The sequence below is a fragment of the Streptomyces sp. NPDC059037 genome, assembly GCF_042740015.1.
GTDB lineage: Bacteria > Actinomycetota > Actinomycetes > Streptomycetales > Streptomycetaceae > Streptomyces.
In genome coordinates this window covers 1-24,880 of record NZ_JBHYIG010000141.1, presented here as the reverse complement: position 1 = coordinate 24,880, position 24,880 = coordinate 1, and the positions used below count along the sequence as shown (strand labels likewise).

Below are 24,880 nucleotides of genomic sequence, written 5' to 3'. Positions count from 1 at the left end.
CTCCTGGACCCCCGCCCCGGCCGCACCGCCCACGAGGCGGCCGCCCCGCGCAGCCCCACCCATCCCGCGCCCCCCGCCCCCCGCCCCACCCCCCCCCCCCAGTTCGACCACGGGTCATAAGGCGCCCCCCCCGCCCCCCCAACCCCGGGGCCCGCCCCGCCCCCCGGGGGGGGCCGCCCCGAGCCGAGAGGCCCGGGGCGCCCCTTTCGCGTATCCGGACTGCGCCAATCACACCCCCCTGAAGGGCGCCAATCGGGCATTAGCGATAATTAGTAGGATGAGTCGGTATCTGACTGGAGGGACACATGGGAGCGATAGGTGAGCGGGGGACGCCGGAGGCGCGACCCGATGTGTCCGTAGTGGTGATCGTCTACAACGACGCCGAGCGGCTGCCGACCGCCGTCGCCTCGGTGCTCGACCAGACGCTGCGTTCCGTCGAGGTCGTCATCGTCGACGACTGCAGCACGGACGCGTCGTACGAGACGGCCAAGCGCCTCGCGGCCGAACACCCCGAACGGGTGCGGGCCTACCAGCTGCCGGAGAACAGCGGCGCGGGCGGCGAGCCCCGCAACGTAGGAATCGGGCACACCGTCGGCAGCCATGTGATGTTCCTCGACAGCGACGACGTCCTGGAGCGCAACGCCTGCCGCAACCTCCTGGAGGCCGCCGAGCGCGACGGCTCCGACATCGTCTCCGGGCTCTGCGTACGCCTCTCCATGGACACCCGCAACAAGAAGCGCGACCAGTGGTACCCCTGGCTCTACGCCACGACCCGCACCCTGGATTCCGTCACCGAGCTGCCCGACCTCTTCGTCTGGGACACGCTCTCCACGAACAAGCTCTACCGCCGCGACTTCCTCGTCGAGAACGCCCTGCGCTTCCCCAAGGGCATGTTCTACGAGGACCTGATGTTCATCGCCGAGGCCTATCTCGCGGCAGGACGCATCACGCTCATCCCGAACCAGGTCTACTTCTGGCACGTCCATGAGCGCGCCGCCGAGAAGTCGGTGACCAACCGGCGCCACGAGATGACCAACTTCCGGCACCGGATGGAGATCCACCGCCGGATCGACGCGCTGCTCGCCGAGCGCGGCCTGGACGAGCTGCGGCTCGCCAAGGACATCAAGTTCCTCAAGCACGACCTGGTGCTCCACCTGCGCGACCTGCCGTTCCGTGACGCCTCCTACCGGCAGGAGTTCGCGGGCCTTGCCCGTGACTACCTCGCCGGGCTCGACCGTGCCGCGTACGCCGAGGTGCAGCCCGTCCAGGCCATCTGCGCCTACCTCCTGGAGCAGGGCGACTGGGACAACCTGCTGCCCGCCGTGGACACCCTCACCAACCGCGACAAGATCTCCTCGCCGCTCGCCGAGCGGGACGGGCGCGTGTACTGGTGCGCCGAACATCTCGACGACCCGTTCGGCCGCCAGGTCCTGGACGTGACCGCGCTCGGCTATCACAGCAAGCGCCTCGACCAGATGTTCCTGCGCAACGTCCTGACGCGTTACGAGGAGTCGGCGGGGACCGGGCAGTCGGCGGGGACCGTGCGGATGGCGGGCCGTGTCACCAATCCGCTGGGCATCATCGGTCCCGACGCCGTGCTCACCGCCGAGCTGGAGTTCAGCGCCCGGCGGCGCAGCCTGCAGTCCTTCCGCTTCCCCGTCTCCGAACTGCGCCACGAGGGCGAGGCGATCTCCTGGGAGGCCGGCGCCGACCTCGCCCGGCGGCTTCGCCCGCTCGGCGTCGTCGACGCGGTGTGGGACGTGCGGCTGCACCTCACCGCCGACGGGGTGCGCACCAGGACGCGGCTCACCGCGAGCACTCCGGGGCTCGCCGAGGGGCTGCTTCCGGTGCGGCCGCGGCTGACCCGCCTGGTCGCCGATCACATCGAGCCCGAGGTCTCGCAGCGCGGGCACCTCGCGTTCCGGCTCGTCACGCGGGACGCGGCCGGCGGCCGGATCCAGGACCTGGTGGCGCGCGGCACCCACGGGATGCCGGGGCGGCTCGCCAAGTCCGGCTTCCGCAGGGCGAAGAAGCTGCGCAAGGACCTCACCTCCGGGCAGAGCAGACTGCGCGTCTACGACGAGGTGTTCAGCCGCCTTCCGGTCAAGAAGGGCACGGTCGTCTTCGAGAGCCACCTCGGCAAGCAGTACAGCGACAGCCCCCGCGCCATCTACGAGGAGATGCGGCGCCAAGGGCTCGACTTCGATGCCGTGTGGTCCTACTCCGGCAGCCCCAAGGGCTTCCCCGAGGACGCCACGCTGGTGCGGCGCTGGTCGCTGCCGTATCTGCGGGCCCTGGCGCAGGCCGAGTTCTGGGTCGACAACCAGAGCTACCCGCTCAAGCTCACCAAGCGTCCCGAGACGACGTACATCCAGACCTGGCACGGCTCCGCGCTCAAGCGCATGGGCTTCGACGAGCCCGCCTGGAAGCTGCGCAGCAAGCCCCGGCAGGACGAGCAGCAGCGCGTCCTCGACCGCTTCGACCGCTTCCTGGTCCGCTCCGAGCACGATGTGCGCACCCTCGCGAAGGCCCTGCGGCTCAAGGAGAAGGTGCTGCTTCGCGTCGGCTATCCGCGCAACGACGCGCTGGTGCGGGCCAAGCGCCGCGAGGACGCGACGGGCGGCCGCGAACGCGGCCCGCTGGCCGCCGAGTTGGGCATCCCCGACGACAAGCGGGTGCTCCTGTACGCGCCGACCTTCCGGCGGCACGGCGGCCGCCACGGACGCTTTGAACTGCCCTTCGACGTCGAGCGGTTCGCGGAGGAGTTCGGCGACCGGTACGTGCTGCTCGTGCGCTCGCACTACCTCAACCACGTCGTGCTCCCGCCGTCCGTGCGGGGCCGCGTCATCGACGTATCGGCGCATCACGACGTCACACCGCTCTATGAGCTCGCCGACGCGATGATCACCGACTACTCGTCCGTGATGTTCGACTACGCGCTCCTCGACCGGCCGATGCTGTTCTTCACGTACGACTACGCGGAGTACGTGCATGAAGGGCGAGGGACGTACTTCGATCTGCGGGAGCGGGCTCCCGGCCCGGTGGTCGACACCGAGGAGGAGCTGTTCGGGGCGCTGAAGGCGCTGGACGAGCAGGCGCTGGAACACGCGGCGGCGCGGGCACGGTTCGTCGCCGAGTTCGGTGAGTACGACAAGGGCGACGCGGCCAAGAGCGTCGTCGAGCAGTTCTTCTCGCACTGGAGCGGCAAGTGAGTCAGGCAGCAGCGATTCAGACGGCGCAGCGCACGCGGGACATCTTCTTCGTCTCCAACAGCGTCAACGAGCTGGGCGGGATCACCAGTTGGTCGCACCAGATGGCGAAGCTCTTCGCCGGGCAGGGCCATCGCGTGCACGTCATCGGCATCACCGAGCCGGGCGTCCCGCAGGACATCGGCACGGATCTGCCCTACCCGACCACGACCCTGTACGACGAGCACCCGCCGCGCGTCGGCCCCGCGCGCGGCATCAAGGGGCGGCTCAACGTCGCCGAGCACCGGCTGCGGGCCCGGCGCCAGGAGGGCATGCACGAGCAGGCCGCCAGGCTGACCGCGCTGTTCGCGCAGGCCGGGCCCGGGGCCGTCGTCATCGTCACGCAGGTGTGGGCGATGGAGTGGGTCGAACTGGCCGACACCACCGGGCTGTTGGTCATCGGCATGAGCCACGAGTCGTTCGCCTACTCGCGGGCCTGCTCGCGCTTCGGGCGGGTGCGCAAGCACTACAAGGACGTCGACCGGATGCTCGCGCTGACCCGCGAGGACGCCGACCTGTGGATCAGGCAGGGCCTGGACAACGCCTCCTTCATGCCGAACCCGCTGCCCTTCATGCCCGAAGTGCCGTCCCAGCGCACCGAGAAGGTCGTCACCAGCATCGGCAGGCTGCACGACCAGAAGGGCATCGACATGCTCCTCGACACCTGGGCGGAGGTCGCGCCGCTGCACCCGGACTGGACGCTGCGGATCTACGGCTCCGGCGAGGACGAGGAGATGCTCAAGAAGCAGTGCACGGCGCTCGGCCTCGACGACTCCGTGGAGTGGATGGGGCGCACGAGCGACGTTCCGGGGGCGCTGCGCGGCGGCTCGGTGTTCGTGCAGTCGTCGCGCGGCGAGGGCTTCCCGCTGGCCCTGATGGAGGCGATGGCCACGGCGGTGCCGTGCGCCGCGTTCGACTGCGCGCCCGGCGTGCACGAGATCGTCCGGGACGGCGTGGACGGACTGCTCGCCCGGCTCGGCAACACCGCCGAACTCGCCCGCAGGCTGGACACGTTGATGTCCGACAAGGAGCTGCGGGACCGGATGGGCGAGCTGGCGAGGGAGAACATCCGGCGCTACACGACGGACGAGATCGTGCGCCGCTGGGAGGAGCTGTTCCGGTTCCTCGAACGGTGATCCTCGAACGGTGATCCTGGGGTGGCGTGTTACTTCTTGCCGCCCGTGAACCGCTCGTACTCCTTGAGGACGTCCTCCGTCGGGCCGTCCATCCGCAGCTCGCCGTGCTCCAGCCAGAGCACGCGCTCGCAGGTGTCACGGATCGACTTGTTGTTGTGGCTGACCAGGAAGACCGTGCCCGCGCGCTTGCGCAGCTCGCGGATGCGGGCCTCCGAGCGCTTCTGGAAGGAGCGGTCGCCGGTCGCCAGGGCCTCGTCGATGAGGAGTACGTCGTGGTCCTTGGCGGAGCCGATGGAGAAGCGGAGCCTGGCCGCCATGCCCGAGGAGTACGTCCGCATCGGCAGCGTGATGAAGTCGCCCTTCTCGTTGATCCCGGAGAAGTCGACGATGTCCTGGTAGCGCTCCTGGATCTGCTCGCGGGACATGCCCATCGCCAGGCCGCCGAGCATGACGTTGCGCTCGCCGGTCAGGTCGTTCATCAGGGCCGCGTTGACGCCGAGCAGGGAGGGCTGGCCGTCGGTGAAGATGCGGCCGCTCTCGACGGGGAGAAGCCCGGCGACCGCCTTCAGGAGGGTCGACTTGCCCGAGCCGTTCGTGCCGATCAGGCCGATGGCCTCGCCCTTGTACGCGGTGAACGAGACCTTCTTGACGGCGTGCACCTTGCGTACGCCGGGGGACTCGCCCCGCTTCAGGATGCGGCCGAGCGCGGCGGTCGCGCTGCCGCGGCCCGTCGTGGCGCCGCCGTGGACGCGGTAGACGATGTCCACCTGGTCGGCGATGACGGTGGGGGCGGGGGCGTGGGCGGGTGCGGTTTCAGTGAGGGGTGCCATCGTCGTCTCAGCCACGGCCGTACGTCTCCTCTGCCTTCCAGAAGTAGATGAATCCGCCGACTCCGGCGAGCAGCGCCCACCCGATGGCCCAGGCCCAGACGTGCTGCGGGAGCTGCTCGCGCCGGAAGGTGTCGATCAGCGCGAAGCGCATCAGGTCGATGTAGACCGCGGCGGGGTTGCACTCCAGGAGGACCTTCACGAAGTGCGGCAGGTCCTTGCCCTTGAGGACCGCGTCGATGCTCCACATCACGCCGGACGCGTACATCCACGTACGCAGCACGAACGGCATCAGCTGGGCGATGTCCGGCGTCTTGCTGCCGAGGCGGGCCATGACCAGGGCCAGGCCCGTGTTGAAGGTGAACTGCAGGATCAGGACCGGGATCACCAGGAGCCAGGACGCGGTGGGCGGCACGCCGAAGCAGAGCAGGATCGCCACAAGCGCGGCCATGGAGAAGAGCAGCTGCTGGAGCTGCTGCAGGCAGTACGAGATCGGCAGCGCGGCCCGCGGGAAGTGCAGGGCGCGCACCAGGCCGAGGCTGCCGGAGATGGCCTTGGTGCCGGCCATCACCGAGCTCTGCGTGAACGTGAAGATGAAGACGCCGGTGACCAGGAACGGGACATAGTCGTCGACGTCGTGCTTGGTGTCCATCAGCACGCCGAAGATGAAGTAGTAGACCGCCGCGTTCAGGAGCGGCGTCATCACCTGCCAGACCTGGCCGAGCTTCGCCTGGCTGTACTGCGCGGTGAGCTTGGCCGTCGCGAAGGCGGTGATGAAGTGGCGGCGCTGCCAGAGCTGACGGACGTACGCCGGGAGCGTGGGGCGGGCGCCGCTGACGGTCAGGCCGTGCCGGGCGGCAAGCTCGGCCGGGTCGGGGGCCGCGGCCGCCGTGCGGGGTGGTGCGTCGAGGACCTGACTCACTTCCGCTGCTCCTTACTCGTTACGTCGGGACGGACCCGTATCGTCGCAACGTCGAGAGTAGGGCGTCGCTACGTCGGAACGCAACCGTATCGTCGTCACGCTCTATGCTGTCCGCATGACGACGAGCAGGCCAGGAGATGAACAGCCGCGCCGCAGGGCGCCCGCGGGCGCCGCGGTGCTCCGTGAGGATGTGACCGAAGCCATCAGGGCCGCCGTCTTCGGGGAGCTCGCGGCGGTCGGGTACGCGCGCATGTCCATCGAGGGCATCGCGCGCCGCGCGGGTGTCGGCAAGACCGCCGTCTACCGGCGCTGGCGCTCCAAGCTGCACCTGGTGCTCGACCTCGTGTCGGCGATAGCGGTCCAGGGGCTCCCGGCGCCGGACACGGGCTCGCTCGAAGGCGACCTGCGCCTCCTCTACGAGGTGACGTCACGTGCCCTGCGGCATCCCGTCGCCTCGCAGGTGATCCCGGATCTGCAGGCGGAGGCGGCCCGCAATCCGGAGATCGCCGAGGCCCTGCAGAAGGCGCTGCGGGAGGGGCAGTACGGGGTGGCGAGCGGCATCGTCAGGGCCGCGGTGGAGCGGGGGGAGATGCGCGCGGGCGCCGACGAGGATCTTGCCCTTGACCTGGTGTCCGGGCCGCTCTACTGGCGCTCCGTGGTGGTGCGGGCCGAGCTGCCCAAGGGGTACCTGGGCAGGCTCGCGGCGGCCACGGCGGCGGGGCTCAAGGCGCTGTGAGCGGGCCGGTTCGGCTAGGCGTGCTTCTCCCGCATCAGGAACAGGGCCACGCCCGAGCCGAGCGTGGCGACACCCGTGCCCACGCTGATCAGGACCTGCTGCACCCCGTCGAAGGCGAAGCTGGTGGACACGTTGACGACGAGGGAGATCGCGAGGACGAGCCAGAGCAGGGCCTTCATGGTGGGGCCTTTCACGTCGGAGGCGGGGCGCGGGCGGATCCCGCTGCGTGATCAACTCTCCCGCGACGGGGGCGGCTTGACGATGGTGCGCTCTCCCGGATCAGGGGTGTAGCGCGCTACACCATCCCTCGGGGAGCGCCCTCGCCCGCGGGTGCGAGCCGGGTCGCATAGCCCCGGGCCCGCCACACCCCCGGCAGCACTCAGCCGCGCGCCGCCCCAGGATGCAGCCGCACCCACCCCGCCCACGCCGACGTCACCATGTCGCGCACGTCCCGCTTGGCCGACCAGCCCAGTTCCCTGGCGGCGCGGTCCGCCGACGCCACCACGCGGGCCGGGTCGCCGGGGCGGCGTGCCGTGACCTCGGCCGCCGTGTCGTACCCCGTCACGTCGTTGATGAGGTCGGCCATCTCGCGGACCGAAACGCCCTCGCCCCGGCCGATGTTGAGGGTGAGGTCCGTGCCGGGTGCCGTCGCCGCCAGCTTGCGGGCCGTCGCCACATGGGCCTCGGCCAGGTCGGAGACGTGGATGTAGTCGCGTACGCAGGTGCCGTCGGGGGTGGCGTAGTCCGCGCCGAAGATGCGGGGGGCCGCGCCGTCCGTGAGCTTCTCGAAGACCATCGGGACCAGGTTGTAGACGCCCGTGTCGGCCAGCTCGGGGGCGGCCGCGCCCGCCACGTTGAAGTAGCGCAGCGACGCCGTCGACAGGCCGTGCGCCCGGCCCGTCGCGCGGACCAGCCACTCGCCCGCCAGCTTCGTCTCGCCGTACGGGCTCATCGGGAGACAGGGGGTCTCCTCCGTCACCAGGTCCACGTCGGGCATGCCGTACACAGCAGCCGAGGAAGAGAAGACGAAGGACCGGACTCCCGCCTCCGTCACCGCCGAGAGCAGGACCCGCAGGCCCTCCATGTTCTCGTGGTAGTAGCGCAGCGGCTGTTCCACCGACTCGCCTACCTGCTTCTTCGCCGCCAGGTGCACGATGCCGGTGACCTCGTGCTCGGCGAGGGTGCGGGCCACGAGGTCCGCGTCCAGCGTCGATCCTGTCACCAGCGGCACACCCTGGGGGACGCGCTCGGCGATGCCCGACGACAGGTCGTCGTAGACCACCGCCCGCTCGCCCGCGTCCGTCATGGCGCGGACGACGTGTGCCCCGATGTAGCCGGCGCCGCCGGTGATCAGCCAGGTCATGACGTATCCCGTCTTGTCGCGAGTGGAGTGCTTCTCGTGGACGTGCAGTTTCGCAGAGGCGGCGTGAGAGCCGCGTCAGCGGGCTTTGGCGCTCTGGTCCCCGCCGCCCAGGTCGCGGACCAGGCGCGCAAGGCGCCGCTTCACCACCCCCGCGACGCCCCGCATCCCCGGCGCGAGCCGCACCGCGAGGTTCCCCGCCTGCGTGGCGTACGGCTGGGCGAGCAGGATCCCGTGCCGCCCCGGCAGGACCGTGCGCCGCAGCAGTCCGGGGCCCGCGACCGCGCGCGCTGTGGTGTCACGCGTGGTCCCGTCGCCGAAGTGCAGCCGAAGCCGCAGGTCCCATACGCCGCCGCGGAGCGAGCCGAGGTCGAGGACGACCTCGGTCAGCCAGGTGCCGTCCCCTGCGGGGCCGAACGCGGCGGTGCGGCGCAGTCCGGGTCCGGTGCCGTCGCGGGCCGTCAGCTCCACGTCGACCGTGGCGGGGCCCGCGTCCGCGACCCGGCCGTACAGCTCGTGCAGCCGCAGGGTGAGACGGCTCCCGCCCGCGCGGGGCCGCAGCTCGGCGTCCACCGCGAGGGGGAGGAGCCGGACGGGGCGTACGAGGAGGTGCTCCAGCGTCACCTGGGGGAGGTCGTCCGACCAGATCGGCGTGGCGTCGGACGCCTGCGCGTACGGGGGCGAGAGGCGCGCGGGCCGGGCCGCCACCGCCTGCATCCGGGGCAGGTCGCGCGGCTCGGGGGACGCCAGGATCAGCCGGGCGATGATCCGGCCCGGCGCGGGCGCCGCGTCCAGGTCGGCGGTGTCGAACGTGGCGAGGTACGCGCGCGTGGCCGTCCACCACTCCCGCCGGTACTCGGGGCTGCGCGTGGTCAGCTCGCGCGCGTACATCCGCAGGCCGTGGTCGACGAACTTCGCGCGGGCCGCCCGCGCGAGCCGCTTGCCCGCCGTGCCCGTCGCGCTCGGCGCGTCCCGGAGGATCTCCACGGACTGGCGGTGGGACTCCATGCGGGCCTGCCAGTTGGCGATGCCCGTGCGGTCCAGGGAGATCGACAGCTTGGCCGCCGAGCGGCGCACGTTCCATACGTAGACGGGGTCGGGGATCAGCGCGATGCGCGGGCCCGCCGCGAGGACGCGGGCGGTGAAGACGAAGTCCTCGTACGTGAAGCGGCCCTCGGGGAAGCGGATCGCGTGCCGCCGCAGGAAGTCGGTGCGGTAGAGCTTGTTGACGCAGAGCGTGTCGTGGACGAGACGGGTGCGCAGCTCCGGGCGGGCGATGAGCTGGGCCTTCTTGTAGAGCAGGGGCTGCCAGGGGATCTCACGGCCGGACGGCAGCTCGCGGCGCACGCACAGGCCGGTGGCCACCTCGGCGTCGTGCCTGGCGGCCGCCGTCAGGAGCGCGTCGACCGCGCCGGGCGGCAGCACGTCGTCGCTGTCGAGGAACATCACGTACGCGGACGTCGTGGCCTCGACCCCGTCGTTGCGGGGAGTGCCGCAGCCGCCGCTGTTGGCCGCGCGGCGGATGGTCTTCAGGCGTGGCTCCCGCGCGGCGAGCTCCGTGAGCAGCTCGCCGCTGCCGTCCGTCGAGCAGTCGTCGACGGCGATCACCTCGCGGACGGACGGGCCCTGGGCGAGCGCCGAGCGCACCGCGTCCGCGAGGTGCGCCGCGTCGTTGTAGCCGATCACGACGACGCAGACCTGTGGGGACGGGGACGGGTGCGGCGAAAGGGGCAGAGAAGGATCCACGGGGAAATCTTAGTGGTTACGGGTAATTATCCGATTAGGGGGTCTTTTGGGCGCGGACCGGACTGTACCGGGCTTACCCGGGCACCCGCGCAAGGACCTCTCCGGTCTGCGGCCCCCACGCCACCACCACCGCCTCGGACGGCACCCGCTGGTCCTTCGAGAGCAGCAGCCAGCGCACGTGGTAGCGGCGGGCGATCGCCTTGCGGTCGGCGCTGGTCGACTCCGGGGCGAGGTAGTCGCGCACTTCCTGGAGGCGGTGGTTGCGTTCGCCCTCGTCGAGTGCGGGGTCCGGCCAGGCAGGGGCGACGAGGTTGGCGCCGAACGCGGGGATCGTGCGGGTGGGGCCGTAGCCGTCGGTGAGGACGACGTCGCCCTTGTGCAGCCGGCCTGCCGCCCAGGCATAGCTGGGCCAGCGCGGGGGCTGGTCGAAGCCGATGGGGTCGAGGGCGCGGGGGACGACGGCTCCCGCCTGGATCTGGAAGAAGCCGACGCAGGCGCCGAGCGTCGCGGCTCCCGCCAGGGCGGCGCGCCGGGTGCCCCACGGCCGGGGGGCCGCCAGTTCGATGGCGAGGGCGAACTGCAGGGGGACGAGGGTGAGGCCCAGGATGCGCCCGTAGGTGTAGTGGCCGCTGAGCCAGCCGTACACGACGACCGCGAGCTCCAGGGCGAACATCAGGGCCAGGGGGTCCTTGCGGTCCCTGCGCCGGCGGAGGTACAGGGCGGGCAGGCCGAGGAGCGCCAGCCAGAAGCGCTGGGGCATCTCCGTGTAGAGCTGCCGGTGGATCCAGTCGACGGACTCGTCTCCGACGAGGGAGAAGACGGAGAAGTAGGGCCAGGTCGCGGCAACGGCCGCCGCCGACACGGCAGTTGCCGCCCAGCGCGCCAGCGCGCGGCGCAGGCCCGGCACCGCGAAGGCCACGACCCCGATCACCGCCGCCACCGAAGTGATCGGGTGCACCAGCAGGATCGCCCCGCACAGCGCCCCCAGCCCCGCGTACGACGCGATCCCCCGAGGCCGCGCGGTCAGCGACCCCGCCCAGGCCCACGCCCAGAACGCCAGGCCGATCGCGAACGTCGACGGATAGGCGAGGTTGCCCGTCATCGACATCAGGCCCAGATAGCCGCTCCACCACGCCATCCGGGTGCCCCACAGCACCACCATCGCGACCAGGGCGAGTACCGGCGCCCATGGACGAGGCGTCAGGACCTTCACGAACCGGCCGATGCCCGTGATCAGCACGAGCAGATTCAGCGGCCCCGCCAGCTTCACGACCTCCCAGCCCGCCAGCCCCGTCACCCGCGCGAAGACGCCCTGCGCCACCGCGTACGGCGAGTAGTACGGGCTGCCCGCGCCCGGCAGGTCCGCCATCGGGTGGCGCGGGTGCAGGAGATCGGCCTTGAGGCGCTCCACGACCGCCGCGTGCTGCCCGAAGTCGCAGCACATCGGCACCCGCCAGAAGGCGAGGGACATCACCAGCCAGAAGAGACCGCCGAAGACGAGACAGGGAGTCGGCCGCCACCGCCTGCCGCCGTACAGGGCCGTCGCGCCCCGCAGCGGCCGGCGGGTGCGGCCCCCGGCCGTCGTGGTCGTCGCGGCCGTCATCGCATCAGCCTCTCCGCGACCCGGCCCGCGGCCCGCCCGTCGTCGAGGTCGCAGTAGGCCTCGCGGAACGCCGCGTACGCCTCCGCGTGCCGTGCGGTGATGGCGTCCAGGTCGCGCAGCGCCTCGACGACCTCGCCGGTGGAGGCGAGCAGCGGCCCCGGCGCGCGGGTCTCGAAGTCGAGGTAGAAGCCGCGGACCGTGTCGCGGTAGTGCTCCAGGTCGTAGGCGTGGAAGAGCATCGGACGGCCGGTGTGCGCGAAGTCGAACATCAGCGAGGAGTAGTCGGTCACCAACACGTCGGCGATCAGGAGCAGTTCGGTGGTCCGTGGGTGCGAGGAGACATCGCGTACGAAGGGTGCGTCGGCTCCCGGCAGGCGGCCCGCCGTCAGCGGGTGCTTCCGTACGAGCAGGACGTGGTCGTCGCCGAGCACGTCCCGCGCCGCGCGCAGGTCGAGCGCGGGCTCGTAGCGGAACCGGCCGGGAGAGCAGGCGAGATGGTCCCGGTAGGTCGGCGCGTACAGGACGATCCGCCTGTCGGGCGCGATGCCGAGATCGCGGCGGACGCGCTCGGCGGTCTTGTCGCGGTCGTCGGCGAAGAGCAGGTCGTTGCGCGGTGAGCCCGCCTCCAGGACCTCGCCCTCGTAGGCGAGCGCGCGTCCCAGGTGCGGGGTGGAGAAGCGATTCGGCGAGACGAGCACGTCCCACTGACGGGAGAGCCTGGGCAGCGCGTCGAGGTGGCCGTGGTCGGCGTAGAGGGTGTCGGTGAGGTCGGTGCCGATGCGCTTGAGGGGCGCGCCGTTCCAGGTCTGTACGACGGTCTGGCCCTCCCGCCTCTCGAAGAAGTCGGGCAGATGGCCCGCCGTGACGATGCGGCGGCAGCGGGCGAGCGCCTCGTACCAGTCGGCGCTGTACTCCTCCACGCCCTTCGCGTCGATGGGCACGCGGGTCTGCTGGTCGTGCGTGACCCACAGATGCTCCACGTCGGCGCCGCGCCGCACCAGCTCCTCGTGGACCGCGCGCGGCGAGTCCCCGTCGAAGTAGAGCACCGCGTCCCACAGCGGCCGGGTGCGCTGCTGCGGATGGTGCGCGGTGCGCAGTCGGTGCTGCCGGTAGGCCCCGCGCTCGGCTCGCGCGAGCACTGAGCCCGCCTCGACGAGCAGCCGGTCGCCGAACCGGCGGTCGACGGTGAACTCCCGCCCGTCGACGGTCCGATGGAGGGGAAAGCCCGCGGAAACGGAGGCGAGCAGCCGCACGGGCACCCCGTCCTCGGCGTGCGTGCCGCCTTCGGCGCCCGCCCCGCCGCGCTCCCGCAGGAACGCGTACCACCGCCCCTCCCGCAGTACCCCGCCCCCCGGCGCCACGACCGCCCGGAAGCGTCCCGCGTCGCGCTCCGTCGGGATGGTCAGTTCCTCGTCGCGGCCGCTGTGCCGCAGGACGAGGTCGGCCTCGCCCCAGCTGGTGTCGGACACCGTGCCCTCGACCGTCAGGGTGCCGTCCGCGGCCCAGGCGATCCGGTCGGCGATCGGCTGCCGGGTCAGCTCGACGACCAGCTGGCCCAGGTCGTTGGCGGAGGCGCACAGCTCGCGGCCCGCGCGTGACGCGTACCGTCCTGGGGGCAGGGCGAGGGCCGCAGCCAGGGACTTCAGCTTGCCGTCCGGAAGGACCAGGTTGGCCTGCCAGCGGTCGCCGTGCGGGGGCTCGACGCCCTTGGGCGCCAGGTGCGGGGTCGGCGCGACGCCCTCCAGATCGGCGATGCGCACGCGGACGTCGAACCGGTCGTCCGTCAGCGTGACGGGGTAGTCGAACTCGGCCGCCGCGTGCTTGTGGGTCAGGCGCAGGGCCGTCGGGCGCAGCCGGCCGGGGAGATGGCCGCTGAGGACCACGCAATCCCCGTCCCGGTGATGGGCGTCGACCCGTGCCACGTAATCCTGGATGCGAAGGACAAGCCGCCCCTTGCTGAAGCCGAGGACCAGGCGCAGACCTTCGCCCAGTTCGCGTACGACGGACTGGGCGGACGAGCCGTCCAGGGGGCGCACGGCAGCCCGCCGCACCGAGTGGTGGCCGGCGACGACCACGCCGAGCAGCCAGTTCCCCGGGCGCCACTTGCCGCCGGTCCTCAGCTGCTCCGGGTCGATGGTCAGCTCGAACCCGGAGAGGTCGTAGCAGTGCAGCTGCTGCCGGGAGTTCTCGGTGGCCTGCGGCGCGGCGACCGTGCGGCAGGCGACCTTCCTGAACTGCCCTTTGCTGTGCGCCGACTTGAGGATCGCCGCCTTGACGGAGTGACCGGGGCGGGTCGCCTCCAGGTTGCGCACGTACGCGTATCCGCTGATCCGCAGGAGGCCGTCGTCGCCCCAACCCGCCTCGGTCACCCGGGAGATGACCGGCAGCTCGCGCCGCCCGAGCCGGGCCAGGTCCTGCGGCACCCGGATGTGACCGCCCGAGCTCTTGGGGTAAGCGGCGCTGCGCCGCAGCACGCCACGGACCTGGAAGGCGCTTCCGTTGCGCTGCTCGAAGGTGAGGAGATCGATCAGGTCCTCGGTGCGTCCTTCGCGTACGAGATGCCATTTGACGCGCAGGGCCACCGGGAGCCCCGCGATGACGCCCGGGTCGGCGCGGCGCACGAACGCGGCGGCGTCTTTCATGAAGGCGGCGCGGTACTCGGGGCCGCCCATCGGCAGGCCCTCCAGGAAGTACACGAAGTCGTCGCGCAGGCAGGACACGTCGTACGTCCTGCGCATCTCGGGGTCGTGCTCGGCGAGGAACTTGCTGACGTGCGCGCAGGCGGCGATGCGGTCGCGGACGCCCTTGACGTCGGTGCGCCGCCGGGTGATGGAACCCTCGCGCACCCGCCAGTAGTAGACGTGGTCGGACAGGACGTCCACGGCGCCCGCGAGGAAGTGCGCGGGGATCATGACGGGGGTGTCCTCGTAGAGCTTGCCCTCGGGAAAGGCGAAGCCGTGCCGGGCCCAGAACGCGCGGCGGAAGACCTTGTTCCAGGCGACGCGGTCGGCGAGGAGGTCCAGGTCGCGGCTGATGTGGGTGCGCGAGCGTGGCTCGGTCAGCCATTTGTACTGCCAGGCCTGTTGCCGCCCGCGTTCGTTGAGCCGCCAGACGTTGCCGCTCGCGAAGTCGGACCCGGTGGAGTCCAGGCTTGCGGTCATCCGCGCATACGCCTCGTGCGGCACGATGTCGTCGCTGTCCACGAAGGCCAGGTACTCGGCGGTCGGGTTCGCGTGCCGCACCCCGGTGTTGCGGGCCGCGCTGAGCCCCGCGTTCGGCTGGCGCACATAGACGAACCGCGGATCCTTCGCGGCGAACTCGCGGGCGATCCGCGGGCTGCCGTCCGTCGAGCCGTCGTCGACGAGCACGGCCTCAAGGTCGGCCATGGTCTGCCCGGCGATCGACTCCAGGCACTCCTCCAGGAACTCTTCGACGTTGTAGATGGGCACGACCACGCTGAGACGGGGCTGCACGGCGACCGGCCTTTCGTACGCTCCCGGGGATGGGAGTAAGCATGGGAGCAATCATGGGATTACGGGCGTATTCATACCTTTTGCCCCTTCCGGACTCCTTCTCGTCAATCCCTTTGCCTTCCTTCACCCCAATGAGTGAGGCAGGGTCTTCGACAGGCCGTGTCCGGCTGGCTACCGTCGGTGCCCATGTCGCGCTTCTCGGTTGTCGTCCCCGCCCATCGCGTCCAGGGCTACCTGCGGGAATGCCTGGACTCCGTGCTTGACCAGAGCTTCGGTGACCTGGAGCTGATCGTCGTGGACGACGCGTCGCCCGACGCCTCAGCGGCGATCGCCGTGCAGTGCGCGGAGCGCGACCCGCGCGTACAACTCGTCCGCGCCCCCGCACAGGCCGGACCCGGCCCGGCCCGCAACATCGGCGCGGACCGCGCCACCGGGGACTATCTCCTCTTCCTCGACGGCGACGATCTGCTGCTGCCGGGCGCCCTTGAGGCGATCGCGGCCGCCCTCGACCGGTCCGGCGACCCGGACGTGCTGCTCACAGGACACGACCGCGTCGACTGGTGGGAGAACGTGCGCGCGGGCGGCGACGACCCGGCCGGCGACCCCCTGGCCGTCACCGTGGCCGCCTGGAACCGTGTCTTCCGGCGCGTCTTCTGGCAGCGCCACCGCCTGGTCTTCAGCGACGGGCCGTACGAGGACGTGATCCCCGTGCACCGCGCGATCCTCGCGCCGGGCGCCCGCGTCGCCGCGCTGGCCGAGCCCTGTGTGCGCTGGCGCGAGCGGCGCGGCGGCAGCTTCGCCAAGTCCCCGGGGCGGGCGCACTTCGCGGTCGTCGGGCGCTACGAAGAGCTGCTCGCCGCCGCCGACCCGGCGGGCCGCGAGCGGCTCCTGCCGCACGCCGCCGCCCATCTGCTCGCCGTCCTCGACGACCCCGGCCGCATCGCGCCGGGCGACCGCCGCGACTTCTTCCGCGCCGCGTCCCGCCTGTACCGCACCTATGCGGCCGCGCCGCCCGCCGACGCGGGCGAGAAGGCCCTGGCCGACGCCTCGTTCGCCGCCCACGAGGCGCTCCGCAAGCGGGAGTCGCGGCGCGATGGCGTCGCCCGGCAGCTCAAGCGCCAGAAGAAGAAGCTCCGCGCCCGCGCCATGCGCGTCACCTACCGCACCGACCTACGCCGCCCCCTCGACCCGCGGCTCGCGGTGTACGGCGCGTACTGGAACCGCGGCATCTCCTGCAACCCGGCCGCCATCCACGCCAAGGCCCGCGAAATCGCCCCGCACATCAAGGGGGTGTGGGTCGTGTCGAGCCGCAACAAGCACCGGGTGCCCGCCGGTGTCGAGTACGTCATCGAAGGCTCCCGCCGCTACTGGCAGACGATGGCCCGCGCCACCTACCTGATCAACAACTCCAGCTTCCCCGGCGGCTTCACCAAACGCCCCGGCCAGGTCTACCTCCAGACCCACCACGGAACCCCGCTCAAGAAGATGGGCCTCGACCAGCGCCGCTACCCGGCGGGCACGCACGGCATCAGCTTCCAGAAGGTCCTCGACCACACCGACCAGTGGGACCTCAGCCTCTCCGCCAACCCGCACTCCACGGAGATCTGGGAGCGGGTCTACCCCTCGACGTCGTACGAGGCCCTGGAGGCCGGCTATCCGCGCAACGACGTCTACTTCACCGCGGCAGAGAGCGAAGTCGCCTATATCCGCGAAGGGTTGGGGGTCGCGGACGGCAGGACGGTGCTGCTCTACGCGCCCACCCACCGCGACTACCAGAAGGGCTTCCTGCCCCGCGTCGACCTGGAGCGCTTCGTGCGCGCGCTCGGCCCCTCGTACGTCGTGCTCGTGCGCGCCCACTACTTCTACGGCGCCGAAGCGGGCCTGCGCGCCCACCCCCAGCTCATCGACGTCACCGGGCACGCGCGCGTGGAGGAGCTGTGCCTGGCCGCCGACGCCCTGGTCACGGACTACTCGTCGCTGATGTTCGACTACGCCTGCCTGGACCGCCCGATCATCACGTACGCCCCCGACTGGCAGGCGTACCGGCTGGCCCGGGGAACGTACTTCGACCTGCTTTCGGGCCGACCGGGGGAGACGCCCGGAGCCGTCGCCACCACCGAGGATGAGCTGACGGACCTCTTCCGGAGCGGCGGCTGGGACACGGCCGAGGCGACGGAGCTGCGCGCGGCGTTCCGGGCGCGGTTCTGTCCGTACGACGACGGGGGCGCCGCCGAGCGGGTCGTGCGGCGGCTGTTCCTCGCCTCGTCGTAGGCGTTGGGGATCAAGTAGCCGGTGTTGGGGGAATGTTGGGCGCCGCCGTGAGGATCTCTTCGCGGGCGGCGACATCGCCGTGCGCGCAACGTCCCGACACAATCAGAGGTGCACACCTGATGCGACTGAAGACCACCCTCTCCACCCTGGCAACGGTCACGGCTGTCAGCGCCGCCGGCCTGCTCGGCCTGTCGGCCACTCCTGCTGCCGCGGCCGGTGTGGACTTCGAGTACGGGCGCAACTCCCAGGCCGCCGAGATCGACGCCTGGAAGGACAACCGGATGCGCGCCTCGCAGACGTGGCAGATCGACCCCCTCGGTGACGGCAGCAAGGGCGACACGCTCTGCGTCAAGGACCACTGGAAGGAGGGGTGGTACGTCGTCGCCACGACCAGCAAGGGCCACCGGGCGAGCACCAAGGGGCACACCGCGGGCTACACCAAGTGCGTGACGAAGAACGTGGCCGAGGGCAAGAAGTTCACCATGCGGATGACCCTGGTCGGATCGAACGGCGGCACCATCAAGTCGGCCAACTACACGATCCACGGCTGACGCGACGTCACATCTCGTACGGCGAGCGGACGGGGAAGTACGCCGTCAGGAACGCGCGGATGGCGAGTGCCGTCTCCTCGTCCGCGAGCTCGCTGTCGGGGGACTCCCCGATGCAGAAGGCCGTCTGGTTGCGGGACTGCAGCAGTTGGCCGAGGCGGGCGTGGTCCGCGCGCCGCCCGATGTCCACGAAGTCGTACGCGATGTCCCCCGGCACCGCGCGGCCGGTGAGATACGCGTAGTGGTGGTGCAGGGACGACACGAGCGCGAGGTCGCCGTTCGAGCGGAAGCGGCTGCGCGCGGTCGCTTCCAGCTCGTCGGCGAACCGCTCGGTGAGCTCGGCGAGCACGCCGCGGCGCAGGGCGTAGGGCGCGTGGAAGAAGCTGTGGGTCGCCGTCCTGCCGAACTCGCGGCGCAGCAGCTCGCGGTTGTTCTTCGCCGCCGCGAGATAGCCCTCGTCGTCCGGCGACACCGGGAGGGCGGGCACGGACGCCGTCGACCAGAAGAAGCGGGCGGTGCCGGAGCTGAGGAAGAAGGTGTCCGGGGTGGTGGGGCGGCCCAGGAACATGTCGTCGTTGAAGTAGAGGAAGTGCTCCGACAGGCCCTCGATGCGGTGCAGTTGGCTCTCGATGGAGTGCGAGTTGAAGGTGGGGAGCGCGGCGTCCGGGTCGGCGAAGAGATCGCGGTGGTCGACCACCGTCACGTCCGGGTGGTCCGTGTTCAGCCAGCAGGGCGTCTGGCCCGCCGTGACGAGGTAGATGTGCCGGATCCACGGTGCGTACATCGCCAACGAGCGCAGTGAGTACCGCAGTTCGTCGCGGTTGCGGAAGCGGACCGCGCCGTGGTCAGCGGACGAGCCGTCGTCGGGGCCGCCGAGCGCGGCCTCGCGGCGGGCGCGCCACTCGGGGTCGGAGTCGTCGACCCAGGTGTAGACGGCGTCGATGGGGAAGTCGACGTCTCTCATGAGGAGTTGGGAGAAGACGTCGAGGGTCGGATAGGTGCGGTCGGCGACGCGCAGGGTCGCGGTGGGGACGAGCGAGGGGAGTTCGGCCCCGGCGAGGGTGGTGCCGAAGGGGGCACGGCGGGTGTCGGCCCCGGGGTCGATGCGCGGCCAGAACGCCACCGTGCAGGCCTGGCCGGCGCCGTGCCGCAGGGAGAGCGTCGTGGTGGTCACCGGCTTGAAGACCCGGACGCCCGCGACCTCGCCGATGCGGTCGAGGCGTTCGGCGAGCACCACTCCGGGGGCCGCGTCGCGCGGGTTGACCAGCTCGGCGTAGACGGGCTGGCCGTGCAGGGACCCGGCGAGCGCCTTGAGGGCGCCGTCGCGCTCGTCGTCGGCCACGGCGATGGTGTGCGCGGTGCCGGCGTCGCGGACCAGGACGTACGGGATGTCCTGCGCCTCCAGGGCGGTGGCGGTGAGTTCGAGGTTCCAGTCGGCCATGTCGGGCGCGAGCACGTCGTCGCGCCGCTCGGCCAGGCGGCCCACCGAGCGGATGAGCAGGCCGCCGGTGTCGGCGGCGGCGATCTCGTCCTCGCGGGCGCGCTCGTCGGTGTCGGGGGCGGCGTCCAGCGTGTACGGGGTGGTCGGGCGGAAGCCGCTGCCGCCGGACGCGACGCCGAGCGCCACCCGGTCCGCCCGGTCGCACAGCCGCTCGGGGGCGGCACGCCGGGCCACCAGCCGGGAGTACAGCTCCTGCCAGCGCGCGGTGACCTCGGCGGAGGAGAAACGGGCGTAGACGCCTTCGCGCGCGGCACGGGCGTAGGACCGCCGGGTCTCCGGGTCGCCCATCAACTCGGCCATGGCAGCGGCCAGTTCACGTACCTCGCCGGGCGGTACGAGCAGTCCGTCCACGCGGTGCCTGACGATCTCGGCGGGCCCGGTCAGGACGTCGTACGCGACGACGGGCACCCCGGCCGCGAGCGCTTCGAGCAGCACCAGCGGGAACGCCTCGTTGTGCCCGGCGGTCATCAGACTGAGCCCCGCCTTGGCCCACTCGGCGGCCATGTCCTGGCAGGGGCCGAGGAGCTCGACGCGGTCCTGGAGGCCGAAGCCGTCGACCAGGCGGCGCAGCTGCTGCTCGCGGTGGCCGCCGCCGAAGATCCGCAGCGTCCAGTCGGGATAGGCGTCGGCCAGCTCGGCGAAGGCCCGTACGGCGTGGTCGACGCGCTTCTCGCCGGTGAGCCGCGCGGCCATGACGATGACCTTGCTCTCGCCGTCGGCGCGCGGCCGGAAGCCGTCGGGCACCGCGTTCGGGATGACCGCGAGCTCGGGGGCGGTGACGCCGAGGGACTCCGCGATCCAGTCACGGGTGCGGTCGGTGAGGGCGACCAGGGCGTCCAGGCGCGGCGCGTGCAGGAGCAGCGGCTCGCCGGAGGGGCCGCGGCGCTGCGTCGGGCGGTGCTCCTGGTGCACGGTGACGACGTGGGCGGGGACCAGCTCGACGGCGGCGGCCATCAGGGCGGGCGTGGTGGTGACCAGGACGTCGGTGTCCAGCGTCGCGAGGGCGGCGGCCATCTCGATGTCGGAGAGCCGGTCGAACGCGGGCTCCCAGCACGGCCTGATCAGCTCGCTGGGCAGCGCGGCGAGCGTCCGGCACGCCGCGTCGTCCAGGCGCGAGCCGCGCACCGGCCGCTCGGGGGTGGCGGTGCGGTCCACCAGATAGCGGACGGGGAGGCTGCGGGCCTCGGGGAAGAACGGCTCGGGGCGGGTCCGGAAGACGGAGATGACCTCGACGTCGTGCCGGTCCGCCAGATGCTGCGCCTGGGTGTAGGTGGCCAGCTCGGTGCCGCCCATCTCGTCGCCCCAGCCGAGGAGGTACGTGATCTTCATGAGGTCTCCTGAGTGAGGTCCGGTCCGGGCCCCGTCATGACGCCTGATCCGTGATGTCCCGGCAAGTGACCGCGAACGCCCCGGACTTGGTGAAGTGCGCGTGCGCCCGGACGAGGGCGCCGCCGGGGAGGGCGAAGACGCGGAAGGGGGTGGGGAAGGCGGCGGCGGGATCGCGTACGTCGTGGAGCCGGCGCCCCAGCGGCAGCGGGCCCTCGCCCGCGTCCGTGTCGCCCTCCACGTGGAAGTCCCACACCCACTGGCCGGGGCTCGCCCCCGCCATCTCCCCGAGCGGCAGCCGGAAGCTGAACTCGGCGCCCTCCCACAGCGCCCCCACGGGGACGGTGACCCCGTCGCGCCGCCGCACCGCCCTCGCCCGCCAGCGCCGCCCCGCCGCCGTCCTGACGAGCCGCCCGTGCACGGTGATGCCGTCGCCGCCGGGCACGAACCGCACCACCTCGGCACGCGGCCGCGACCGGGTCACCTGCAGCACGGCACGGCCGCTGCGGCACCGGACGATGCGGATGAGCGTGCCGGTACGGGGGTTGGGGGCATGGCGGACGGTCGGTGTGGGCGGCAGGGGGGAGGGCCCGTCGATCCCGATGCCGCGCCGCCGCACCCGCCCCCGGGCGTCGGCCGTGACCAGCGTCAGCCGCCAGACGCCGTCGCCGAGGCGGGGCGAGCCCGCGGGGCCGCCGCTCTCCTCGTCGAGTACGTCGCGCAGCGTCGCCGTCCCGGTGAGCAGCGGCCCCCCGTCGGTGTGCCGTTCGAAGGCGAGCGGCACGCGGAAGCGCCGGTGCCCGCGCGACACCAGAAGATGCGCGCGTTCGATCCGCTCCCCGTCAGGGGCGGTGACCGCGAGGTTGAGCGTGCGGCTGTCCCGCAGCGAGAGATGCACGGGCGGCGGAAGCAGCCCCGTCCGCCCGGTGGTGCGGCCCGCCGCGGCACGCTCCGCGCGGAAGCGGGTCGTCCGTGCGGTGGCGAGGAGCCGCCTGAACCCAATGTGGCGCATTGCACCACTTTGCCCGATGTTCACTCGCGGGCTCGGCGTGGCCGCGTACGGGTCACCCGGGTGGCGCAGGAGGGCGTGACTCGTCGGAGGGTGCGTGGGATAGGCCCTCCAATGATCATTCCCCGTACGCGGCTTCGGCTGTCGCCGCACCTCCATGTCCCCCTTGCCCCGAGCCCCGGTCCATCGCTCACCCGGCAGCGCGGGCACAGCAAGCCCGGCCGCAGTCCCGACGCGCCCCGCGTCGACTCCCTCACCGGCCTTCGCTTTCTCGCCGCCCTCGCCGTCTTCGCCCACCACTTCACCGGACTCAGCGCCCAAGGCGGTGTCGCCCACGCGCCGCTGCTCTTTCCCTACTCCACGATGGGCGTGCACGGCGTCGGGTTCTTCTTCGTCCTTTCCGGCTTCCTGCTCACCTGGGGGCACCGCCCCGGCGCCCGCGCCGGCCTGTTCTACTGGCGCAGGATCGGCCGCATCTGGCCCGCGCACCTGGCCGCCACCGTGCCCTGCGTCCTGGTCTTCTCCTTCTGGGGCGGCGTCCCGACCGACCTCTTCAGCTGCGTCGCCTCGCTGTTCCTCGTGCAGGGCTGGTTCCCCGGTGTCGTCCCGACCCTGCCGGGCAACCCCGTCTCCTGGACCCTCGGCGTCGAGGCCTTCTTCTATCTGCTCTTCCCCTGTGCGATCCGCGCCGCCCTGCGGCACCGCACCCGCACCCTCGCCCTCGTCGCGGCGGCGGGCCTCGCCGCGATGTGGGCGGTCAACTGGTGGGCGGACAGCCACCTTCCGGTCCACACCGCCGAGTGGGTCATGCGGCATCCGGTGGCCCGGCTGCCCGAGTTCGCCGTAGGGATGGTCTGCGCGCTCGCCCTGCGCCGGGGGCATCGATTCCGGCTCGAACCGCCCGCCGTCGTCGCCGCCTTCGCCGTGTACACCGTCGCGTACTGCCACCGCGAGGCCTGGGCGTGGCCGCACCTCGCCGACCAACTCGCCTGGACCGTCCGGCCGTTGGCCGCCGTCTTCGCCGCCCTCCTCATCACCGCGTACGTCCAGCGCGAGCTGACCGGCCGCAGGGGCTGGCTCTGCTCGCGCCCCATGGTGCTGCTCGGGCTCTGGTCGTACGCCTTCTATCTGCTGCACCAGACCCTCAACCGGCTGTTCATCGAGGCCTGGGGCCGCCCGCAGCCCGAGAACTCCGCCCTGTTCACCCTGATCGGCGTCGCCGCCGTGGCGACCGCGCTGTCCTGGGCGACGTACACGTACATCGAGGAACCGGCGAGGAAGTGGTGGGCCCGGCACACACCACGCCGGCTGACCGCCAAGCAGGCCGCCGCGGAGGTCAGTTGACGGCGTGACCCTTTGGGCGGATACGCGTTGAACGCGGGCACATCGAACACCCCTGAGGCGAACAACCCCTGAGCAGAACAATCCCTGAGCCGAACAATCCCTGTGCTGGAGGAGACGTGCACCAGTCCGCGTACGAACAGATGGAACTCTGCGTCGAGCAGTACATGCCCAAGGGGAAACGTCACCGGGTGGTCGACCTCGGGGCCAGGATCTCCGACGGGCAGACCCGCACCCACAAGGCCCTGCTGGAGGGGCACGACACGGAGTACGTGGGCGTCGACGTGCTCGACGGCCGCAATGTCGACGCGGTGATGACCAAGCCGTACCGCATCCCCGTGAAGTCCCGCAGCGCCGACTTCCTCATCTCCGGGCAGGCCTTCGAGCACATCCCCTTCTTCTGGGCGACGATGCTGGAGATCGCCCGCGTCCTGAAGCCGAACGGCATCGCCTTCGTGACCGCGCCGTCGCGCGGCCATGTGCACGACGCGCAGGACTGCTGGCGCTACTACCCCGACGGATTCCGCGCCCTGGCCGCGTACACCCGGCTCGAACTCCGCGAGGCCTACACGGACTTCCCGCCGATGAAGGGCATCCGCCACGCCTACGGCAGCATCGACGCCAAACACGCCTACTGGGGCGACTCCGTCGGCGTCTTCCAGCGGCCCGAGCGCTACCCGAGGCTGACCATGGCCCTGGTGCGGTCCACGACGCGGTGGTGGGCGAACAAGGTCGGCGGCGTCGAATCCGTCCCGCTGCCCAAGCCCGTCGAGGGCCGCGCGCACTGCGGAAGGCCGAAGGTGGTGGCCCCGCGCTCGGGGGACGAACAGCCTGTTTCGGCACCAAGTCAAGCCAGCTGACACCAGGTTGACGAAATGTGACATCACGGATGAGTAACGCGTACTGTCCGCTCCCATGGCATGGCGACGCGCAGTGAACGGTGCTCTCAAGCAACTGACCGGATACCAGCTCACCCGCAACCCGGTGCCGGCCCAGCGGCCGACCGCGCCGGGCGCGGCGAAGCCGGCTCCGGCCTCGAAGTCGAAGGCCCTGAAACTCCCCGCGGACTACGACGACGAGGCGAAGGGCATCATCCGTGCGGTGAAGGCGTACACGATGACCTCTCCCGAACGGCTGAACGCCTTCATCCTGGCGACCCGGCACGTCGTCCGGCACGGCATCCCCGGCGACATCGTCGAGTGCGGTGTGTGGCGCGGCGGTTCGATGCAGGCCTGCGCCAAGACGCTGCTCGCCGCCGGCGACACCGAGCGCGACCTGTACCTCTTCGACACGTACGAGGGCATGACCCCGCCCACCGAAGAGGACCTGCGCCGGGACGGCAAGTCCGCCGAGGAACTGCTCAAGGTGCAGGGCAAGGACCGGCCGATCTGGGCGGTCGCCTCCCTCGACGACGTCAAGTCGGGCTTCGCGAAGGTGCCGTACCCCGAGGAGCGCGTCCACTACGTCCAGGGAAAGGTCGAGGAGACCGTCCCGCGCGAGGCGCCCGAGAAGATCTCCGTCCTGCGCCTCGACACCGACTGGTACGCCTCCACCCGGCACGAACTGGAGCACCTCTACAGCCGGTTGGTCAGCGGCGGCGTTCTGCTCATCGACGACTACGGCTACTGGCAGGGGTCGCGCCAGGCGGTCGACGAGTTCCTGGACAAGACCGGCGAGCGGCTGCTTCTGCTGCGCATGGACGAGGGACGGATCGCCGTCAAACCCTGAACCGGACACACCTGTCATCGAGCCCCGTACCCGCAGGCCGACCGGCCCTGGGGCCGGGGCGCCACCCGGGATCACTCGTAAGGCTCTGGGGGGGTGACCCGTGAG

The 24,880-nt window shown here is 71.6% G+C and carries 17 protein-coding genes; 8 read left to right on the top strand and 9 right to left on the bottom strand.

Annotated features, from left to right (window positions below; genetic code table 11):
* Positions 1-305: 305 nt before the first annotated feature.
* Complete coding sequence (locus tag ACFWY6_RS26310) at positions 306-3,212, top strand: CDP-glycerol glycerophosphotransferase family protein (RefSeq protein WP_384695008.1); 2,907 nt, start codon at positions 306-308, stop codon at positions 3,210-3,212.
* Entirely contained in the window at positions 3,209-4,384 is a 1,176-nt protein-coding gene (locus tag ACFWY6_RS26305; RefSeq protein WP_384695005.1) for a glycosyltransferase, read from the top strand. Before ACFWY6_RS26310 ends, ACFWY6_RS26305 begins: the two co-directional genes overlap by 4 nt.
* A 29-nt stretch (positions 4,385-4,413) precedes the next feature.
* On the opposite strand, the gene ACFWY6_RS26300 is transcribed toward ACFWY6_RS26305, so the two are convergent.
* Positions 4,414-5,214 carry an ABC transporter ATP-binding protein gene (locus ACFWY6_RS26300; protein ID WP_384695011.1) on the bottom strand — a complete coding sequence of 267 codons (801 nt, stop codon included), beginning with the start codon at positions 5,212-5,214 and terminating at the stop codon, positions 4,414-4,416.
* A gap of 7 nt (positions 5,215-5,221) precedes the next feature.
* Positions 5,222-6,133, bottom strand: a complete 912-nt coding sequence (locus ACFWY6_RS26295) for an ABC transporter permease (RefSeq protein WP_384695002.1) — start codon at positions 6,131-6,133, stop codon at positions 5,222-5,224.
* 115 nt (positions 6,134-6,248) lie between these two features.
* Here ACFWY6_RS26295 and ACFWY6_RS26290 point away from each other — a divergent pair, with 115 nt between their 5' ends.
* A complete protein-coding gene (locus ACFWY6_RS26290; protein WP_384694999.1) occupies positions 6,249-6,869 on the top strand; it encodes a TetR/AcrR family transcriptional regulator in 621 nt (206 codons plus the stop codon).
* Between the two features lie 14 nt (positions 6,870-6,883).
* Here the strand turns inward: ACFWY6_RS26290 and ACFWY6_RS26285 are convergent, their stop codons facing one another.
* The 5 genes from ACFWY6_RS26285 to ACFWY6_RS26265 form a co-directional block, all read right to left on the bottom strand.
* The gene (locus tag ACFWY6_RS26285) at positions 6,884-7,048 is read right to left on the bottom strand and encodes a hypothetical protein (protein ID WP_384694997.1); all 165 of its coding nucleotides are present in this window, start codon (positions 7,046-7,048) and stop codon (positions 6,884-6,886) included.
* A gap of 200 nt (positions 7,049-7,248) precedes the next feature.
* Positions 7,249-8,232: a UDP-glucose 4-epimerase GalE gene (gene galE, locus ACFWY6_RS26280; RefSeq protein WP_384694994.1), complete on the bottom strand. Its 984-nt coding sequence runs from the start codon at positions 8,230-8,232 to the stop codon at positions 7,249-7,251.
* Positions 8,233-8,307: 75 nt separating this feature from the next.
* Entirely contained in the window at positions 8,308-9,975 is a 1,668-nt protein-coding gene (locus ACFWY6_RS26275; protein ID WP_384694992.1) for a glycosyltransferase, read from the bottom strand.
* A gap of 73 nt (positions 9,976-10,048) precedes the next feature.
* Complete coding sequence (locus ACFWY6_RS26270) at positions 10,049-11,578, bottom strand: hypothetical protein (protein WP_384694989.1); 1,530 nt, start codon at positions 11,576-11,578, stop codon at positions 10,049-10,051.
* The gene (locus ACFWY6_RS26265) at positions 11,575-15,051 is read right to left on the bottom strand and encodes a CDP-glycerol glycerophosphotransferase family protein (RefSeq protein ID WP_384694985.1); all 3,477 of its coding nucleotides are present in this window, start codon (positions 15,049-15,051) and stop codon (positions 11,575-11,577) included. Before ACFWY6_RS26265 ends, ACFWY6_RS26270 begins: the two co-directional genes overlap by 4 nt.
* Positions 15,052-15,237: 186 nt before the next feature.
* On the opposite strand from ACFWY6_RS26265, the gene ACFWY6_RS26260 reads away from it, so the two are divergent.
* Positions 15,238-17,322 (top strand): CDP-glycerol glycerophosphotransferase family protein, encoded by a 2,085-nt coding sequence (locus ACFWY6_RS26260; protein ID WP_384694982.1) that lies wholly within the window; start codon positions 15,238-15,240, stop codon positions 17,320-17,322.
* Positions 17,323-17,441: 119 nt separating this feature from the next.
* Positions 17,442-17,873: a hypothetical protein gene (locus ACFWY6_RS26255; protein ID WP_384694979.1), complete on the top strand. Its 432-nt coding sequence runs from the start codon at positions 17,442-17,444 to the stop codon at positions 17,871-17,873.
* 7 nt (positions 17,874-17,880) lie between these two features.
* Here the strand turns inward: ACFWY6_RS26255 and ACFWY6_RS26250 are convergent, their stop codons facing one another.
* Complete coding sequence (locus ACFWY6_RS26250) at positions 17,881-20,700, bottom strand: stealth conserved region 3 domain-containing protein (RefSeq protein WP_384694976.1); 2,820 nt, start codon at positions 20,698-20,700, stop codon at positions 17,881-17,883.
* Between the two features lie 34 nt (positions 20,701-20,734).
* Positions 20,735-21,709, bottom strand: a complete 975-nt coding sequence (locus ACFWY6_RS26245; RefSeq protein WP_384694973.1) for a hypothetical protein — start codon at positions 21,707-21,709, stop codon at positions 20,735-20,737.
* A 111-nt stretch (positions 21,710-21,820) separates the two neighbouring features.
* Here ACFWY6_RS26245 and ACFWY6_RS26240 point away from each other — a divergent pair, with 111 nt between their 5' ends.
* The 3 genes from ACFWY6_RS26240 to ACFWY6_RS26230 all read left to right on the top strand — a co-directional run bounded on the left by ACFWY6_RS26240 (position 21,821) and on the right by ACFWY6_RS26230 (position 24,775).
* On the top strand, positions 21,821-23,050 hold the full coding sequence (locus ACFWY6_RS26240; RefSeq protein ID WP_384694970.1) for an acyltransferase family protein: 1,230 nt from the start codon (positions 21,821-21,823) through the stop codon (positions 23,048-23,050).
* Between the two features lie 116 nt (positions 23,051-23,166).
* Complete coding sequence (locus tag ACFWY6_RS26235) at positions 23,167-23,907, top strand: class I SAM-dependent methyltransferase (RefSeq protein ID WP_384694967.1); 741 nt, start codon at positions 23,167-23,169, stop codon at positions 23,905-23,907.
* Between the two features lie 55 nt (positions 23,908-23,962).
* Positions 23,963-24,775, top strand: a complete 813-nt coding sequence (locus ACFWY6_RS26230) for a TylF/MycF/NovP-related O-methyltransferase (RefSeq protein WP_384694964.1) — start codon at positions 23,963-23,965, stop codon at positions 24,773-24,775.
* Positions 24,776-24,880: the final 105 nt, after the last annotated feature.

Bases quoted from the DNA above. Each gene is read 5' to 3' on its own strand.
- ACFWY6_RS26310 (WP_384695008.1), top strand. From the start codon at position 306: ATGGGAGCGATAGGTGAGCGGGGGACGCCGGAGGCGCGACCCGATGTG.
- ACFWY6_RS26300 (WP_384695011.1), bottom strand. From the start codon at position 5,214: ATGGCACCCCTCACTGAAACCGCACCCGCCCACGCCCCCGCCCCCACC.
- ACFWY6_RS26290 (WP_384694999.1), top strand. From the start codon at position 6,249: ATGACGACGAGCAGGCCAGGAGATGAACAGCCGCGCCGCAGGGCGCCC.
- ACFWY6_RS26285 (WP_384694997.1), bottom strand. From the start codon at position 7,048: ATGAAGGCCCTGCTCTGGCTCGTCCTCGCGATCTCCCTCGTCGTCAAC.
- galE (WP_384694994.1), bottom strand. From the start codon at position 8,232: ATGACCTGGCTGATCACCGGCGGCGCCGGCTACATCGGGGCACACGTC.
- ACFWY6_RS26270 (WP_384694989.1), bottom strand. From the start codon at position 11,578: ATGACGGCCGCGACGACCACGACGGCCGGGGGCCGCACCCGCCGGCCG.
- ACFWY6_RS26260 (WP_384694982.1), top strand. From the start codon at position 15,238: ATGTCGCGCTTCTCGGTTGTCGTCCCCGCCCATCGCGTCCAGGGCTAC.
- ACFWY6_RS26255 (WP_384694979.1), top strand. From the start codon at position 17,442: ATGCGACTGAAGACCACCCTCTCCACCCTGGCAACGGTCACGGCTGTC.
- ACFWY6_RS26250 (WP_384694976.1), bottom strand. From the start codon at position 20,700: ATGAAGATCACGTACCTCCTCGGCTGGGGCGACGAGATGGGCGGCACC.
- ACFWY6_RS26245 (WP_384694973.1), bottom strand. From the start codon at position 21,709: ATGCGCCACATTGGGTTCAGGCGGCTCCTCGCCACCGCACGGACGACC.
- ACFWY6_RS26240 (WP_384694970.1), top strand. From the start codon at position 21,821: ATGATCATTCCCCGTACGCGGCTTCGGCTGTCGCCGCACCTCCATGTC.
- ACFWY6_RS26230 (WP_384694964.1), top strand. From the start codon at position 23,963: ATGGCATGGCGACGCGCAGTGAACGGTGCTCTCAAGCAACTGACCGGA.